Origin of the sequence: Pseudoxanthomonas sp. (assembly GCF_035999195.1) — a bacterium.
Classification (GTDB): Bacteria; Pseudomonadota; Gammaproteobacteria; order Xanthomonadales; family Xanthomonadaceae; genus Pseudoxanthomonas_A.
On record NZ_DASYGY010000009.1, the window covers coordinates 168,391 to 183,645 of the forward strand.

The following is a 15,255-nucleotide window of genomic DNA, read 5'->3' on the forward strand; positions in this document are numbered from 1 at the left end:
ACGGGAGCAGGCGTTGTCCTCTTGTCGAACGAGATCACTATGAAATCGGCTTTCTGGGCACGCAAGGCCCACAAATGGATTGGCCTGATCATCGGCGTGCAAGCGCTGCTTTGGATGATCAGTGGCGTGTACATGACGGTCATCTCCTTGGACATCATCCACGGCGATCACCTGGCCCATGCCCATCAGCAGCCGCTGGTGGCACCCACCCACTTGTCCGGTGAGGAACTGCAGCGGCGCTATCCGGGCATGACGCAGGTCAAGCTCAAGCGGCTGCTTGAGCGGGATGTCTACGAGATTCACGCCCGCGATCAGGTGTACCTGCTGGACGCCACGACGGGGGAGGTGCTCTCCCCAGGTGATCAGCAGATGGCGATCGCCTTGGCAAAAGACGTCTATCAGGGCCAGGCACCCGTAGCTCGGGTCGAGTGGGTTACCCAGGCGCCGCAAGAAGTGGCCACCCGCCCGGTTCCCATGTGGGCGGTGCACTACGCCGATGCCGGTGAAACCACCCTGTATTTCTCGCCCTACAGCGGCGAGTTACTGGCGCGGCGGCACAGCCTGTGGCGCTGGTTTGATTTCCTGTGGATGTTCCACATCATGGACTACGAGGCCCGTTCGGACGTCAACAACACCTTGTTGCGCGTGGCCTCGGCGGTTGGCTTGGTGTTCGTACTCAGCGGTGCCTGGTTGCTGTTCTACAGCTTTCGCAGGAGGGCCGCAGCATGACGCCCTGGATGAGAACGCTGCACAAATGGGTCGGCTTGATCATCGGCCTGCAGTTGCTGCTTTGGATGGCCAGCGGCGTGATGATGAGCTGGCTGGACCACGATCAGGTGCAGGGCCATGAGTTCCAAGCTCACGAGCATGCGGCCCATGAGTGGCCTGCCAACGCCCGCTCGCCGGCCAGTTTCCTGGGTGGAAACAAGAAGATCAGTCGCGTCAGTTCGGGCTGGTTGCTGGATACCCCGGTCTATCAGTTGGCCGATACCCAGGGCATTACCTTGGCCAACGCCGTGTCCGGTCAACACATTGCCTTGGACGCGGCCTGGGCCACACGCCTGGCGCAAGCCTCCTATACCGGCCCTGGCACGTTGAAAGCGCCGCGCCTGTTGGAGTGGAGTGGTGAGGTACGCGATCACGAAGGCCGACTGTGGCGCGTGGATACCGACGATGGCCAGGACACTACGGTGTACCTGTCTGCCCAGACGGGCGAGGTGCTTTACCACCGCAACAAGACCTGGCGCCTGTTCGATGTGTTCTGGATGCTGCACATCATGGATTACACCGGGCGCAAGAACTTCAACAACCCGCTGGTGGTCACCGCTGCAATCGGCGGTCTGTGGTTGGCGCTGACCGGCATCTGGCTGCTGTTTGCCAGCTTCCATTGGAGCGAGTTCGTGCCGCGCCGCTGGCGTCCGGCACGCGAGTTGTCGGTATTCGGTCCGGATGGGACACGGCTGCGCACCGTACGAGCGTCGGCAGGCGACAACGTCTACGTCTCGCTGGCACGCGAGGGCGTGCAACTGCCTTCCAACTGTGGAGGAGGGCAGAGCTGTGGTCTGTGCGAGGTGCGCTTCCGCGGCGTGGCGCCCAAAGCTACCGCGGCCGATCGCGCCCACTTGGGTGCCAGCAAGGTCAAGATGGGCTATCGCCTGGCCTGCAACTTGGCCGTGACGGAAGATACCGATGTCGAGGTGGCTGGCGGGGCCAGCCTGTGGACCGAGTATGGCGCCACCGTGGAACAGGTCACGGCGGTGACGCCTTTCCTGCGCGAGATCGTGCTCAAGCCCGACGAGGCCCCCGGTCCTGAATATCAACCTGGCGCTTATTTGCAGGTGCATGTGCCCAACTACGAGGTACCGGTGAACAAGCTCGTGCGGCCCGAGCACCACCATCAGGAGTGGGCGGGCGTGGACCTGCCCGAGAAGTTGGTCAACCGCGAACCGGTCCGTCGGGCGTATTCGCTCGCTTTGCCTGTCGATCAGGCACAGGGGCGACTGACCTTGCTGGCCCGCTTCAGTCCTGGACGATCGGACAAGAAACGCCATCCTCCTGGCAGGGGCTCGACCTACCTGTATACGCTCTCGCCCGGGGATCGGGTCTGCTTCAGCGGCCCCTTCGGCGACTTTGCGCTCAAGCCTCACGGACGGGAGAAAGTCTTCATCGGCGGCGGCGCGGGCATGGCCCCGCTGCGCGCGATGATTCGGACGCTGTTGGCGGGGCAGGGCGGTGAGCGGATCCACTTCTGGTATGGGGCGCGCAGTCTCAAGGAAGCGCCCTACATCGAGGAGATGGAGGGCCTGGCCCAGCAGCACGACAACTTCAGCTGGCACCTGGTGCTGTCGGATGAAGCGCAGAACGACGATGCGCTATTGCGGGGCCTGGTGCATGAGGTAGCGCATGACCGCCTGCTCAAGGCTCATCAGGCTTTGGCCGATTGCGAGTTCTATCTGTGCGGACCGCCAGCCATGCTTAAGGCCACACGCGAGCTGCTGACTCGGCTGGGTGTACCCGACAGCCAGGTAGCCTTCGACGACTTCAAGATCTGAGGCAGTCCCGCCGGCCGAACGTGCCGGCGGGGTGAGGCGTACCGGATTTTTCCCATGCACTCGTCCCAGTGAGTGGACGTGCTTGAGCCTGCCTGATGAATCAGCGAGTACCCCGGTGACCACGGCGCTGGATGAGTGGTTCATATCCCATGTCCTGCCCCTGGAAGGCTTGATCCATGCCTTCCTGCGCCGGCATGGACATGAGGACAGCGAGATTCCTGATCTTAGGCAGGAGGCTTACGCACGCATCTACGAAGCCGCGCGACGGGGCTTGCCCGCGCAGACCAAGCCCTTTGTCATGACCACCGTACGCAACCTGCTCATCGATCGCATTCGCCGCTCTCGCATTGTGTCCATTGAAGCGATGGCCGATGTGGAGCAGGCGGTCATGCAAAGCGATGAGGTCACGCCGGAGCGACACTTAGGCGCCCGTGATGAACTGCGCCGCTTGCAGCAAGGCTTGCAGAAACTGCCCCACAAATGTCGACAGATCGTGGAGCTTCGCAAGATCTACGGTCTATCCCAGCGCGAAGTGGCCGGACGATTGGGGATCGCCGAAGATACGGTGGAGCGTCAGACCCTGTTGGGTATGCGTGCCTTGGCCGACTTCATGCTCGGCGGTACCGGCAAGATCCAGCGTCCGTCACGGCGCTTCAACAAGGAACGTTCGCAGCCATGAGCCCACACAAGGACATCGAACAGGTCGCGGCGCAATGGATCAACCGGGCCGAGTCCCCGCAATGGACTGCCCAAGACCAGATGCAGCTGCAAGCCTGGCTGGAACAGGACACCGCCCATCGTGTGGCCTGGCTTCGTCTGAAGTCGGTGTGGACGCGTGCGGACCGGTTGGCGGCCGTGCGCGGCGTGCAGCTGCCGCGCACACGTCATTGGCGTGCACCGACGCGCTGGGCCATTGCCGCCAGTGTTGCCATGCTGGCGGTGCTGTTCACCCTCACGGAGTGGGGCCCTGGCACGCGCTACAGCACCGAGGTTGGCGGCCGGGAAGTGATCGCCCTCTCGGACGGTTCCCGCCTGGAGCTCAACACGCACACGCAGGTGCGGGCGCAGGTGGACCCCTCGCTGCGCCATGTATGGTTGGACAAGGGCGAGGCATTTTTTGATGTAAAGCCCGATCCGGCGCACCCGTTCGTCATCCATGCCGGTGACTATCGTGTCGTGGTGCTGGGAACGAAGTTCTCCGTCAGGCAGGAACGCGAGCGCCTGGAAGTGGCGGTGCTGGAAGGCAAGGTGCGCGTTGAGCCGCTAGTGGCCAAACCCGGCCGGCCGCCGGTGATCGTGCAGGGCGGGGGACTGCTATACAGCAAGCCGGCGGGAACGCTGGTGGCGGTAAACGCTCAGGACAAGGTGCGCCGGTCCTTGAGCTGGCGCCATGGAACCCTGGAGTTCGATCAAACCACGCTGGCGGATGTGGCGGCCCAGTTCAATCGCTACAACGATAAGCAGTTGGTACTGATGGATCCGGAAACGGCCCACATGCGTGTGGGCGGCAGTTTCGATGCCACAGGTGTGGATGCCTTCGCACGTCTGTTGGCCACCGGCTTCAACCTGCGCGTGGAGACGCAGGGTGATCAGATTCGCGTGTCCCAACCGCACTGAGACGCCACCAGACATCAATCTGAAATATTTCATACCGGAAGCGTGCCGTCCTCTCGTCACAGATATCAGGCCGATTCGCGCCGACCTGGGGAAAATGCATGGCACGTACGAAAGTGGCGAGGACAGCGTTGGCTGTCATGTGTGGTCTGGTCATCGCGGCCTCCGCCGCTGCACAAACGAGCAGTTTTGATATTCCCGAAGGGGATCTGAAAGTCGCGCTGGAAGCCTATGCCCGGCAATCGGGCGTTCGCCTGGTCTACTTGAGCGAAGACGTTCGTGATCGACGCACCGCAGGCGCGCGTGGGGACATGTCCCAGGATGCAGCGCTGAACCGCCTGCTCGCCGGAACCGGACTGACGGTCAAGCGCGATCAAAGCGGCGCGCTGGCAATCGTGCGAGAAGGTGCCAACACGCCGACGCCTACGCGCAACGCACCGACCTCCGGTGTAGGGCAAGCCGGTCCCGATGCCTCGTACAGCGCCTCCCTCTCCGGCGGCGCCGACGCCTCAACGCCGTCGGCCGCTTCACCCACCACCTTTGATGCGGTCCAGGTGACCGGCAGTCACATCAAACGCGCCCAGATGTCCGGAGTGGGCCCCACCACGGTCATTGATGCCGAGACCATCCAGAGCTCCGGTGCCGTCTCGGTCGAGACACTGCTGCAGCGCTTGCCTGCATCGGCCGGTGCAGCCGGCTCGCAATCCAACAACTTCTGGACGGGTAACGGTAACGGCACCACCCAGATCAACCTGCGTGGCTTGGGCGTCAACCGCACCTTGGTACTGCTCAACGGCCGACGCGTGGTCAACGGTGGTACCGGCGCCAACAATTCGGTGGATCTGAACGTGGTGCCCTTGGCCCTGGTTGATCGCATCGAGATCCTGAAGGACGGCGCATCGGCGATCTACGGCGCCGATGCCGTGGCCGGTGTGGTGAACATCATCACGCGCAAGGAAATGGATGGCATGGAGCTATCCACCCGCTATGGTCAGACTTTCCAGGGCGATGGCGAGATCGGCTCCTTCAACCTCGCCTTCGGTACCACCGGCGAGCGCAGCTCAATGTCGGGTGCCCTGACCTATGCCGAAAGCGGCACCATCACCATGGCTTCGCGGGCACCGTGTCCGTTGGGTGTGGTGGCCGGCACCCTGCAGTGCGTGGGCAACTCGTCCACCATCGGTGGGCGAGCCCGGCTGGCCGATGGTCGCGTGGTCAACTTCAACCAGGACCCCAACGGGGATCCACGCTCCTACGAGCTCTATGATCCGGCCAAGCACAATTACAACTACAACTTGTTGCTCAATGCGGTCAGCCCGATCAAGCGAGTGGGCTTGAGTGGCTTTGGTCAATTCGACCTGACCGAGAACACCCGTCTGTTCACGGAACTGATGGCGACCAATCGCCAGTCCAATCAGCGCGCTTCGCCCAACACCTTGGGGGTGTATCGCACCATCCGGATCGCCGCCACCAATCCCACCAATCCCACCGGCCAGAACCTGACCCTGGAACGTCGGCGTCTGGAAGAAGCCGGGGCGCGCATCACCGAGCAGGAGGTCGATACGTTCCGTACCGTGCTTGGTTTGGAGGGGCAGTGGGGCGATAACTGGGCGTGGAATATCGCGATGAACTGGGGCCGCAACTCAGCCACGGACAGCTCGACCAACATCGCCAACCTTGATCGGGTCGAGAACACGCTCAACACCAGCCTGTGCAGCAACACACCAGGGGCGGCGGTTCCGTGCGGCAACTACCTGGGCTACGGAAACCTGACGCCCGAAGTGCTGGATTACATCCTGTTTACCCAGCGTGGATCCGGTGGCAATAGCCAGCAAGGGGTCAGCGGTACGATCTCCGGCGCCTTGTTCGATTTGCCTGCCGGTAGCGTTGCGTTCGCCTCGGGCGTGGAGTTTCGCAAGGAACGCGGATGGCTGTACCCAGATCCGCTGGTAGTCAACGGCAGCGCCAACATCGTGCGTCAGGATCCGATCGAAGGTGAGTACTCGGCCAAGGAAGCCTTTGTCGAGTTTGCCGTCCCGCTGCTGCAGGACGTCCCGTTGGTGGACTACGCAACCCTGAACCTGGCCGGCCGCTACTCCGACTACGACCTGTTCGGCAGTGACACTAACTACAAGGTAGGGCTGGATTGGCAGGTGGCCGAACCCCTCAAGATTCGTCTCAACTACGCAACGGCTTTTCGTATCCCCAGTATTCCGGAGTTGTTCGGTGGCATCGGTCAAGGCAGCCTGACCACGCTGGACCCGTGCAGCAACTGGAGCACGTTGCCGGCCGACTCGGTCATTCGGGCCAACTGCCAAGCCGCGGGCGTGCCGACCAACTTTCGTCAGTTGGGCAACACCATCCTCACCACGACCGGCGGCAATCCCGACCTCAAGCCTGAAGATGCGCGGACCTTCACGGCAGGCTTTGTGTGGACCCCAGGCTTTGCGCCGGGGCTGACGCTCACGGCCGACTACTACCGTATCCGCATCGAGAATGCGATCCGTAGCATTGAAGGTTCGGTCAAGTTGCGTGCGTGCTACACCACACCGAACTTGGCCCATCCGTTCTGCTCACCGGCCAACTTCACCCGTGATCCGATCACCGGTGAGGTCAACTACCTCTCGTCCCAGCAGGTCAATGCGGCCAGCGAGGAATCCGAAGGTGTTGATATCGGTGTGCTGTATCAATTCGATGTGGCCGGCTGGCAGGCCAGCGCGAGTCTGGACGCCTCGTATCTGGAGCGTTACGACGTCACTCCCTTCGCCGGTGCCACCACCATTGAGTACGCCGGCAAGATCACCAGCGGCTTGGGTAGCTACACCCAGTGGCGTGGCTTGGGCTCACTGCGCATGGGCAAGAACCGTTGGACTGGCGTCTATTCGGCGCAGTACATCGGCAGCGCGGACGACATCATCGCCGTGCCCGGCACGATCGGCTCGCATGTGTCCAGCGTGGTGTACCACAACCTGCAATTGAGCTACGGCATCAAAAAGAAATGGGACATCTCGGCCGGCGTTGAAAACGTGCTCGATAAGAAGGCGCCGTTCGTGCAGAACAACCCCAACGCCAACACCGACACCATGACGTACGACTTGCTGGGTCGTCGCTGGAACGTCCGCTTTGGTTACCACTGGTAAGTCACGACCCCAAGGAGCTACACATCATGAGAAACACGCAACTATCCGCCGCACTACTGCTATTCGCGGTGGCCGGCAGCGCCGGCGCGCACGACCTGTTTGTCGCTTTCTCCAAGCCCGGCACCGCAGCGGGTGAGGCGAACACCGCCTTGGTGAACAACGGCACCTTCGATGAAAGTGCTGGCGCAGTCACCCGGGCGCGTCTACAGGACGTTTCGCTGAGCCAGGGTGGTGCCAAGGCGGTCCCGGATTTGGCCAGTTGGAAAGAGATCGGCAAGCAAAGCCAGCTCGCCGTGCATCCGGCGGGCGAGGGCACCTATCTGCTGGGCGTCTCGACGATGGCTTCCACCAGCACCCGTACGGCCAGCGAGTTCGGCAAGTACCTGGAGTTGGAAGACTTGCCCGATACGCTGGCCACCTACGATGCGAGCAAGTTCCCCAACGGGGTCACCTATAGCTACACCAAGCATGCCCGTGCCATTGGTCAGGTGGGCACGAAACTGACCGACGACTTCGCCGCCTCGCTGGGCTATCCGTTGGAGATCCGCCTGGCCCGCAATCCTGGAAGCGTGAAGGTCGGCGAACAGCTGTCGTTCCAGATACTGCAGCAGGGCAGGCCAGTGCCCAACCTGCGCGTGTACGTCGGCCATCGCGCTGACGCACCGCTCAAGGGCGGGCACGGTAGCGCCACGCTGCTGCGTACCGATGCCCAAGGCCAAGCCAGTTTCCAGGTGAACGCCGCCAAGACCTGGTACATCCACACCAATCACATGGTGCCCTCTACACAAAAGGGGTTGGATTTTGTGTCGGATCGGGCGTCGCTGAGCTTTGAGATCTCCCCTCACGCCCGGCACTGATAAGTAAGCACGTAGGCTGTACTCTCCCCTTTGACGCCAGTCATGACTTCTTCCATGACTGGCGTCTTTTTGTGGGGACGCACCTCAAGTGCTCAGTCTGTCTCGCATTGGTCGCCTCGCGCCGCGCGCAATCCACGTCGCCGCACCAGATAGAACGCTGCGGGAATCACCACCATGGAGAGAACCGGTGCGGTGAGCATGCCACCCAGCATCGGCGCGGCGATACGTTGCATGACCTCCGAGCCGGCACCGGCACCGATGAACAGCGGAAACAAGCCGGCCAGGATGACGGCTACCGTCATCGCCTTGGGGCGTACGCGCTGCACGGCACCTTCGTAGATAGCCTCTTGCAGGGTAGACTCATCTTCCGGCGCACCGCTGGCCAAGCGCTGCTCCCAGGCATGGCGCAGGTACAGCAGCATGATGACGCCGAACTCAGCCGCTACGCCGCCCAGGGCGATGAATCCGATCATGCTGGCCACCGAAATCGCATGGCCCAGCCCCCAGATCAACCAGAAACCGCCCACCAATGCCAAGGGCAAGCTGAGCAGGATGATGGATACATCACTGAGCCGGCGGAACACCATCCAGATGACCAGGAAGATGATCGCCAACGCCGCGGGCACCACCCACTGCAGGCGTGCCAATGCCCGTTGCAGGTACTCGTACTGCCCTGACCAGGCCACCCCATAGCCGGCAGGCAAGCTCACCTGGGACTGCACCGCGGCTTGCAGGTCCTGGACCACCGATCCCAGGTCGCGATCGGCCACATCCACGTAGATATAGCCCACCAACCGGCCGTTATCGCTCTTGAGCATCGGCGGGCCTGGGCTGACCGACAGCTCCGCCACCTGGCTCAAGGTCAGTTGCACACCGCCTGGCGCGATCAGCGGCAGATCCTGCAAGGCCTGCAACGAGTCACGCTGGCCACGGGGGTAGCGTAAGACGATGGGATAGCGCTCGCGCCCCTCGATCGTTTCCCCGATTGGATCACCGCCAACGACCGTGGCAATCAGTTGCTGGAGTTGGCCTTGAGTGAATCCATAACGTGCAGCGATCTCCGGGCGCACCTGTACATCGACATAGCGCCCGCCGGTGACGCGTTCGGCCAGTGCCGAACTCACGCCGGGCACAGTCTTGGCCACCTGCTCGATCTGCTGGCTCAGGCGCTCGATCTGCTCCACATCCGGTCCGGAGACCTTGATCCCAATCGGGCTCTTGATGCCGGTCGCCAACATATCGATACGATTGCGAATGGGCGGTACCCATAGATTGGTCAGACCGGGAATCTTGACCGCGGCGTCCAACTCCTGGCGTAGCTTCTGAGGGGTCATGCCCGGGCGCCATTGATCCCGCGGCTTGAAGGTCACGGTGGTCTCAAACATTTCGATAGGCGCCGGATCGGTCGCACTCTCGGCACGGCCGGCCTTGCCGAACACGTGTTCGACTTCCGGTACGGTCTTGATCATCCGGCCCGAGAGCTGAAGCAACTGGCGCGCCTTGTCGGCGGACAGGCCTGGCAGGGCCGTGGGCATGTACAACAGGCTGCCTTCTTCCAAGGGCGGCATGAACTCACTGCCCAGCCGGCTGAAGGGGATCAAGGTGAGCACCAGCAGCAGGCCGCTGAGCAGCAAGGTGACACCGGGATGTTTGAGGACCCACAGCAGGATGGGCCGGTAGCCGGCGATCAGGATGCGATTGATGGGGTTCTGCTGTTCCGGGCGAATGCGGCCGCGGATCAGGTAGCCCATCAAGACGGGGATCAAAGTCACCGACAGGCCTGCTGCGGCGGCCATCGCGTAGGTCTTGGTGTAGGCCAGGGGCGAGAACAATCGCCCTTCCTGCGCCTGCAGGGCAAAGACCGGCACGAAGGATAGGGTGATGACCAGCAAGCTGGCGAACAGGGCCGGTCCGACCTCGGCAGCCGAGCGGGCCATCAACTGCCAGCGCTCCTCACCTTGGGGTTCCCGGCCGTGCGCTTCGCGCCAGTGCTCCAGGTGCTTGTGTGCATTTTCGATCATCACCACCGCTGCATCGACCATCGCACCAATGGCGATGGCGATGCCACCTAGCGATAGCAAGTTGGCGGATATCCCCTGGGCGTGCATCACGATGAAGGCCGCCAAGATGCCCAAGGGCAGGGTGATGACGGCCACCAGCGCCGAGCGTAAATGCCACAGGAACAGCAGGCATACCATCGCTACGACCAGGAACTCCTCGCCAAGCTTATGGGTGAGGTTGCGCACTGCATCCTGGATCAGCTCGGAGCGGTCGTATACCGGGACCACTTCCACGCCCTCGGGCAAGCTGGATTGCAACGCCTGTAGTCGCGCTTTGACGTTCCGGATGGCCCCCAAGGCATCCTTACCGGTGCGCAGGACGATCACGCCGCCGGCCACCTCACCTTGACCATCCAACTCTGCGATACCACGACGGAAGGTCGGGCCGCGACTGATCGTGGCCACCTCGCCAAGCAAGACGGGGATGCCATCGTTGCCGGTCACCGGCACCTGTTCGAACGCCTCCTGTGTGCGCAGGTAGCCTTCGCTGCGCACCATCAGTTCGGCTTCGCCTTGTTCGATCACCGAGCCACCGGTAGCGCCGTTGGCCGCATCCACCGCCTCGATGAGCTCGGCCACCGTCAGTCCACGGGCCGCCAACGCCTGCGGATCGGGCTGGATCTGCCAGGCGCGCACCGCACCGCCCACACTGGCTACTTCAGCCACGTCCGGCACAGTCTTGAGCTCATAGCGAAGAAACCAGTCCTGCAACGCACGCAGTTGCCCCACATCGCGTTGACCGGTCCTATCCACCAGGGCGTACTGGTAGATCCAGCCCAGTCCGGTCGCATCAGGACCCAGCGCTGGATTCACGTTAGGCGGAAGTCGATCGCGCACCTGGCTCAAGTACTCCAATACCCGAGAGCGAGCCCAGTACAGATCAGTGGCATCGTCAAACAGGATGTAGACGAAGGAATCACCGAAGAAGGAAAAGCCGCGTACCGCCTTCACACCGGGCACGGACAACATTGTGGTGGCCAGCGGGTAGGTGACCTGGTCTTCGATGATGCGCGGGGTTTGCCCCGCCCATTGCGTGCGGATGATGACTTGGGTATCCGACAGGTCCGGCAGCGCATCCAGCGGCGTGTTCTTTACCGACCAGATGCCGACCACGGCCAACAGCGCGGCGGCAACCAGCACCAGCACGCGATTGGCGATGCAAGCATGGATCAGGCGCGCGATCATGGCGTGCCCTCCATCGCTTCGGGCATGACGTCGCTTGCCTGGCAATCAGCGGCCGCGGCGGGGCCAAACTTGGGTACCAACAGCATATCCATGAACGGTGACTTGCCCGGCTTGTCGAAATGCTTCTCCGGCACCATCGGGTCATACCAGTACTGCACCGGGCAGCGCGGCGGGGTGGAGGTAGAGGTTTCTGGCGCGACAGGCGCAGGCTGTCTGGACGGTGACGGCACGACAGTGCGTGCGTCGTGCCCGGCGTCATGGCGCTCGTGTACACCTGATGCGCTGGCAGGGCTTGTCGGTTGTGCAGCGCCCAGGCGTTCCAACGCACCGGAGAGACTGGCTTCGGAGTCGAGCAGGAACTGACCGGAGACCACCACGCGTTCACCACCGGCCAAGCCTGCCACGATCTGCGTGCGCCCTTGCACGCTACGACCGACACTCACCCGCACTGGCCGGAAGCTCCCGTCCGGATCCTGCACGATGACCCGGCTGTCCCGCCCAGTGGCGATCAGCGCCTCCGTGGGAACGACTGGCAGGGCCTGCTCGGCATCGGGCTGCACCAGAACCTCGGCGAACATGCCCGGCACCAGCCGACGCTGCGGGTTGCGCAACACAATTCGCGCCCGCTGCGTGCGACTAGCCATGTCGACCTGGGGAAGCAACGCCTGGATCTGTCCGGCAAAGCGCTCTGCCGGCCATGCGCTGACCGTGGCCTGCACTGAGGTTCCTGGTCGCAAGGTGCCCAGCGCTGCCTGGGGCACCGAGGCCTCCAGCCACAGCGTGTCCAGCCCATTGATCTTGAACAGAGGCGTACCGGGCATCACCGTCTGCCCCTCGCGTGCCAGGATCTCGGTCACGACACCACTGTGGTCTGCGCCAAGCACGACGCCACTTCTGACCGAGGCGCCAGAAGGAACGCCCAACGAACGCAACCGTTGTTGCGCGGCACCCTGTAGCTCACGCGCGCTCGCGGACTGAGCTTGGCTCAGGGCATGTGCTTCGGCGATGGCGGCGTTCCATGCCGGGGCCTGCACGGTGGCCAGCGCTTGACCACGACGAACCTCGGTAAACGGCGCCTTTACCTGCACGTGGGTGATCAAGCCTTCCATGCGCGCACTGACCACGGTTTCCTGGGTCAGATCCCACGTCAGCGTGCCCGGCACACGTACGGCACTCCCTAGTGACTCTACCGTCACTTCTTGAGTGCGTATGCCCACGTTCTGCTGTAGGCGCGGATCGATCTGCGTTCCGCCCCCCATGGCCTCATCTGCGTATTTGGGCAGCAACTCCATATCCATGAACGGAGATTTGCCCGGCTTGTCGAATCGCTGCTCCGGCGCCATGGGGTCGTACCAGTACAGCACCTTGCGCGCTTGATCCGCGCTGCTCGTGCCGGTGGGCGGGGTGTTACCAGAGGATCGGGTCATCCAGGCGTAGCCGCCGGCAAAGCCGAGCACCAGCAACCCGAGGGCCACGGCGAGCTGTGTGAGACGCGTTTTGGTCGGGCTCATGGCGTGTTCTCCTCATGGGGCAGCAGATAGGCCAGTGCCGCCCAGGCACGGCCCTGTTCGCCCAGCAGGCGGGCGTTCTCCAGTTGCAATTCGATCTCATCGCGCCGCGCTTCCAGCCACGGCTGCAGGTCGGCACCGGCGCCGTAGGCAGCCAACGCCGTGCGTGCGCGATCGCGCGCCAAAGGCAGGCTCTGCGTGTTCTGACGCTCCAACTGGCCGGTTAACCCGCGCCATCGCGCCATCGCGCGTTGTACCGACTCGGCTTGGATGCGCCGGGCCTCATCGCGCTCTGCAGACACCGCCTCCAGCTCGGCCCGTCGTGCCGCGATACCTCGTGCTTGGCGGTTCTTCTGGAACAGCGGCAGGCCCACGCCCACTTCCACCATGAGCATGTCGCTGCGCGGCATCCCGTCGGGTGCACGCTCGCGACGTCCGTAGGTGAGCTCCACACTCCAATCCGGGCGGGTTTCGGCCACAGCCGCATCCACCTGGGCCTGGGCTAAGCTCTGGCGTGCCTCCCAGCCCAGTAGTGGCGTGTGCTGGTCCAGTTTGGCCAGCAGTTGAGTGGGCTCCAATGGCAACTGCGCAAAATCCGGCGCCGTACCACTGGCCAAGATCGCCTCTGGTGCAATACCCAACCACCGCACCAGGCCGGCCTGCGCCGCGGCGTGCTCCGCATGTACCTGGTCCAGGCGATTTTCCAACTGCAGTAGGGCGGCCTGGGCGGCAAGCACGTCACTAGCCCCGGCCGTGCCGCCTGCCAAGCGAGCACGCGCCACACGCTCGGCTATGCGCGCCGGCTCGCGCAAACCTTCCAACGCATCTACGGCTTGCTGCGTACTCCACAGCTCAATCCAGGCCTGCGCGGCCGCTTGGACCACCATCTGCTGTTCGGCTATCGACAGTGAGCGGGCTTGCGCCAGCGTCGCTTGCGCCAGCGCTTGCTCGGCACGTCGTTTCGCACGCGCAGGAAACTCCTGCATCAGACCGACTTGCTGGGTGGTCATCTCATCGGCCCGCAGGCTGAAGGCATCGGGTCCGCTGACGGGCCAGTTCGCCAGCCCCACGATCAAACGTGGGTCGGGCAGCGCGCCAGCACGCGCGGCTTCTTCGGTACTGGCATCGATCTGGGATCGGCGCACCTGCAGGGTAGGGGCGTTAGCAAGCGCCCGTTGTAGGGCTTCGGTGTAGCTGATCGGGATAGCGGGCGGTGCTGCCACCACGGGACCACTAAGGGCCAGGGCAAACACGAATCCACACGCCATCCTGCGCCTTGCACGCAAGAAGAAAGACATCTCCATAAGACCTCCGGACAAACGACAACGAACGCGCTGCAACGCATGCAGCACGAGCACGGGTCAATCCAGGAGGGGGCTTAAATCAGCAGGCTACAGAAGCGCTGCAGGGGAGGCGGATCGGACACGCACACCGGAACATCCCGATAGAACTGCGCGTGTACCGGTGGCAACAGAGCCTGCACCAGCGCGAAGGCGACCAGCGCCGGCTGGTAAGGCACTTGAGGGGCCTTCGCATCGGCCGTGGCGATGTGATCGCGCTGGCAATGCTGGTCGCACAACGCCGGAGCATCCGGATCCGGCGCGGACATCTCTTCGCAACCGACCATCAGGGTCGCTTGTCCGGCTTCCACTGATTCCAACGGACAGGCGTAGGCCACCAGTGCCAGCTGCTGCAACAGCAGCGCCCACAGTCCCAGCCATGCCAGTCGGGCACGAGGACGGGGGCGCCGCCATCGCCTCAGCAGCTTCACCATGACAGCTCCCGAACGCTCGAAGCAGCGCCTGCGGACGCTGGGCGGGTCAGGGCAGGGGACGTGCGAGCTCTCATGATGGCCAGTCTAACCCTCTTGGGGCCGACGGGCATTGATCAGGATCAAGCCGTCGCGTGGCCTCAGCGGTGGCATCCGCCGCAGCAAGAGGATGCAGCCGGGGTGGGTGGCGTATCGGCCTCAGAAGGGAGCACGGCGGCGATCACATAGCCTTGCCGCTGGATGGCCTCCATCGCCTGTTCTACGGCAAGCAGGCCCTCGATCTTGACCACGCCACTGCCCAGATCGACGTCCACCTGGGCCTGGGGCTCAACGGCCTGAATGGCTTGGGTGACCGTCCGGACGCAATGACCACAGGTCATACCTTCAACAACGAGATTCATGGACAACCCTCCAAAAGCATCGGCGGTTTGCCGACGGTGTCACGATGGGCCTTCCCACGGTGGGAAGGTCAAACGACAGGCAAGTTCAGTGGTGCCCCGTCCCGCGTTGTTGACCTTCCCATCATGGGAGGGCTCAGGCTACCTGCTCGTTCCTATTGGTCCTTACT

At 63.2% G+C, this 15,255-nt stretch carries 10 protein-coding genes and 2 pseudogenes; 6 read left to right on the forward strand and 6 right to left on the reverse strand.

Annotated features, from left to right (window positions below; all coding sequences use genetic code 11):
- The first annotated feature begins 39 nt into the window (after nucleotides 1-39).
- The 6 genes from VGN58_RS08100 (at nucleotide 40) to VGN58_RS08125 (ending at nucleotide 8,163) form a co-directional block, all read left to right on the forward strand.
- Nucleotides 40-729 (forward strand): PepSY domain-containing protein, encoded by a 690-nt coding sequence (locus VGN58_RS08100; RefSeq protein WP_054668670.1) that lies wholly within the window; start codon nucleotides 40-42, stop codon nucleotides 727-729.
- Nucleotides 726-2,552 carry a PepSY domain-containing protein gene (locus VGN58_RS08105; protein ID WP_327482755.1) on the forward strand — a complete coding sequence of 609 codons (1,827 nt, stop codon included), beginning with the start codon at nucleotides 726-728 and terminating at the stop codon, nucleotides 2,550-2,552. The genes VGN58_RS08100 and VGN58_RS08105 overlap by 4 nt, the downstream gene beginning before the upstream one ends.
- A 115-nt stretch (nucleotides 2,553-2,667) precedes the next feature.
- Nucleotides 2,668-3,231, forward strand: a complete 564-nt coding sequence (locus tag VGN58_RS08110; RefSeq protein WP_052756062.1) for an RNA polymerase sigma factor — start codon at nucleotides 2,668-2,670, stop codon at nucleotides 3,229-3,231.
- Nucleotides 3,228-4,169, forward strand: a complete 942-nt coding sequence (locus VGN58_RS08115) for a FecR family protein (RefSeq protein WP_327482756.1) — start codon at nucleotides 3,228-3,230, stop codon at nucleotides 4,167-4,169. The genes VGN58_RS08110 and VGN58_RS08115 overlap by 4 nt, the downstream gene beginning before the upstream one ends.
- 98 nt (nucleotides 4,170-4,267) lie before the next feature.
- Entirely contained in the window at nucleotides 4,268-7,306 is a 3,039-nt protein-coding gene (locus VGN58_RS08120; RefSeq protein ID WP_327482757.1) for a TonB-dependent receptor, read from the forward strand.
- Between the two features lie 26 nt (nucleotides 7,307-7,332).
- Entirely contained in the window at nucleotides 7,333-8,163 is an 831-nt protein-coding gene (locus VGN58_RS08125) for a DUF4198 domain-containing protein (protein ID WP_327482758.1), read from the forward strand.
- A 92-nt stretch (nucleotides 8,164-8,255) separates the two neighbouring features.
- Here VGN58_RS08125 and VGN58_RS08130 read toward each other — a convergent pair whose 3' ends face one another.
- From VGN58_RS08130 to VGN58_RS08150, 6 genes and pseudogenes are all read right to left on the reverse strand, one after another.
- Nucleotides 8,256-11,408 (reverse strand): CusA/CzcA family heavy metal efflux RND transporter, encoded by a 3,153-nt coding sequence (locus VGN58_RS08130; RefSeq protein WP_327482759.1) that lies wholly within the window; start codon nucleotides 11,406-11,408, stop codon nucleotides 8,256-8,258.
- Between the two features lie 65 nt (nucleotides 11,409-11,473).
- A pseudogene (locus VGN58_RS18340) lies at nucleotides 11,474-11,566 on the reverse strand (heavy metal-binding domain-containing protein); the annotation flags it as partial.
- A 198-nt stretch (nucleotides 11,567-11,764) separates the two neighbouring features.
- Nucleotides 11,765-12,919, reverse strand: a pseudogene (locus VGN58_RS08135) (efflux RND transporter periplasmic adaptor subunit); the annotation flags it as partial.
- Entirely contained in the window at nucleotides 12,916-14,220 is a 1,305-nt protein-coding gene (locus VGN58_RS08140; RefSeq protein WP_327482761.1) for a TolC family protein, read from the reverse strand. The gene VGN58_RS08140 and the pseudogene VGN58_RS08135, both read right to left, overlap by 4 nt.
- Nucleotides 14,221-14,294: 74 nt before the next feature.
- On the reverse strand, nucleotides 14,295-14,690 hold the full coding sequence (locus tag VGN58_RS08145; RefSeq protein ID WP_327482762.1) for a hypothetical protein: 396 nt from the start codon (nucleotides 14,688-14,690) through the stop codon (nucleotides 14,295-14,297).
- A gap of 137 nt (nucleotides 14,691-14,827) precedes the next feature.
- Complete coding sequence (locus VGN58_RS08150; protein WP_327482763.1) at nucleotides 14,828-15,088, reverse strand: heavy-metal-associated domain-containing protein; 261 nt, start codon at nucleotides 15,086-15,088, stop codon at nucleotides 14,828-14,830.
- Nucleotides 15,089-15,255: the final 167 nt, after the last annotated feature.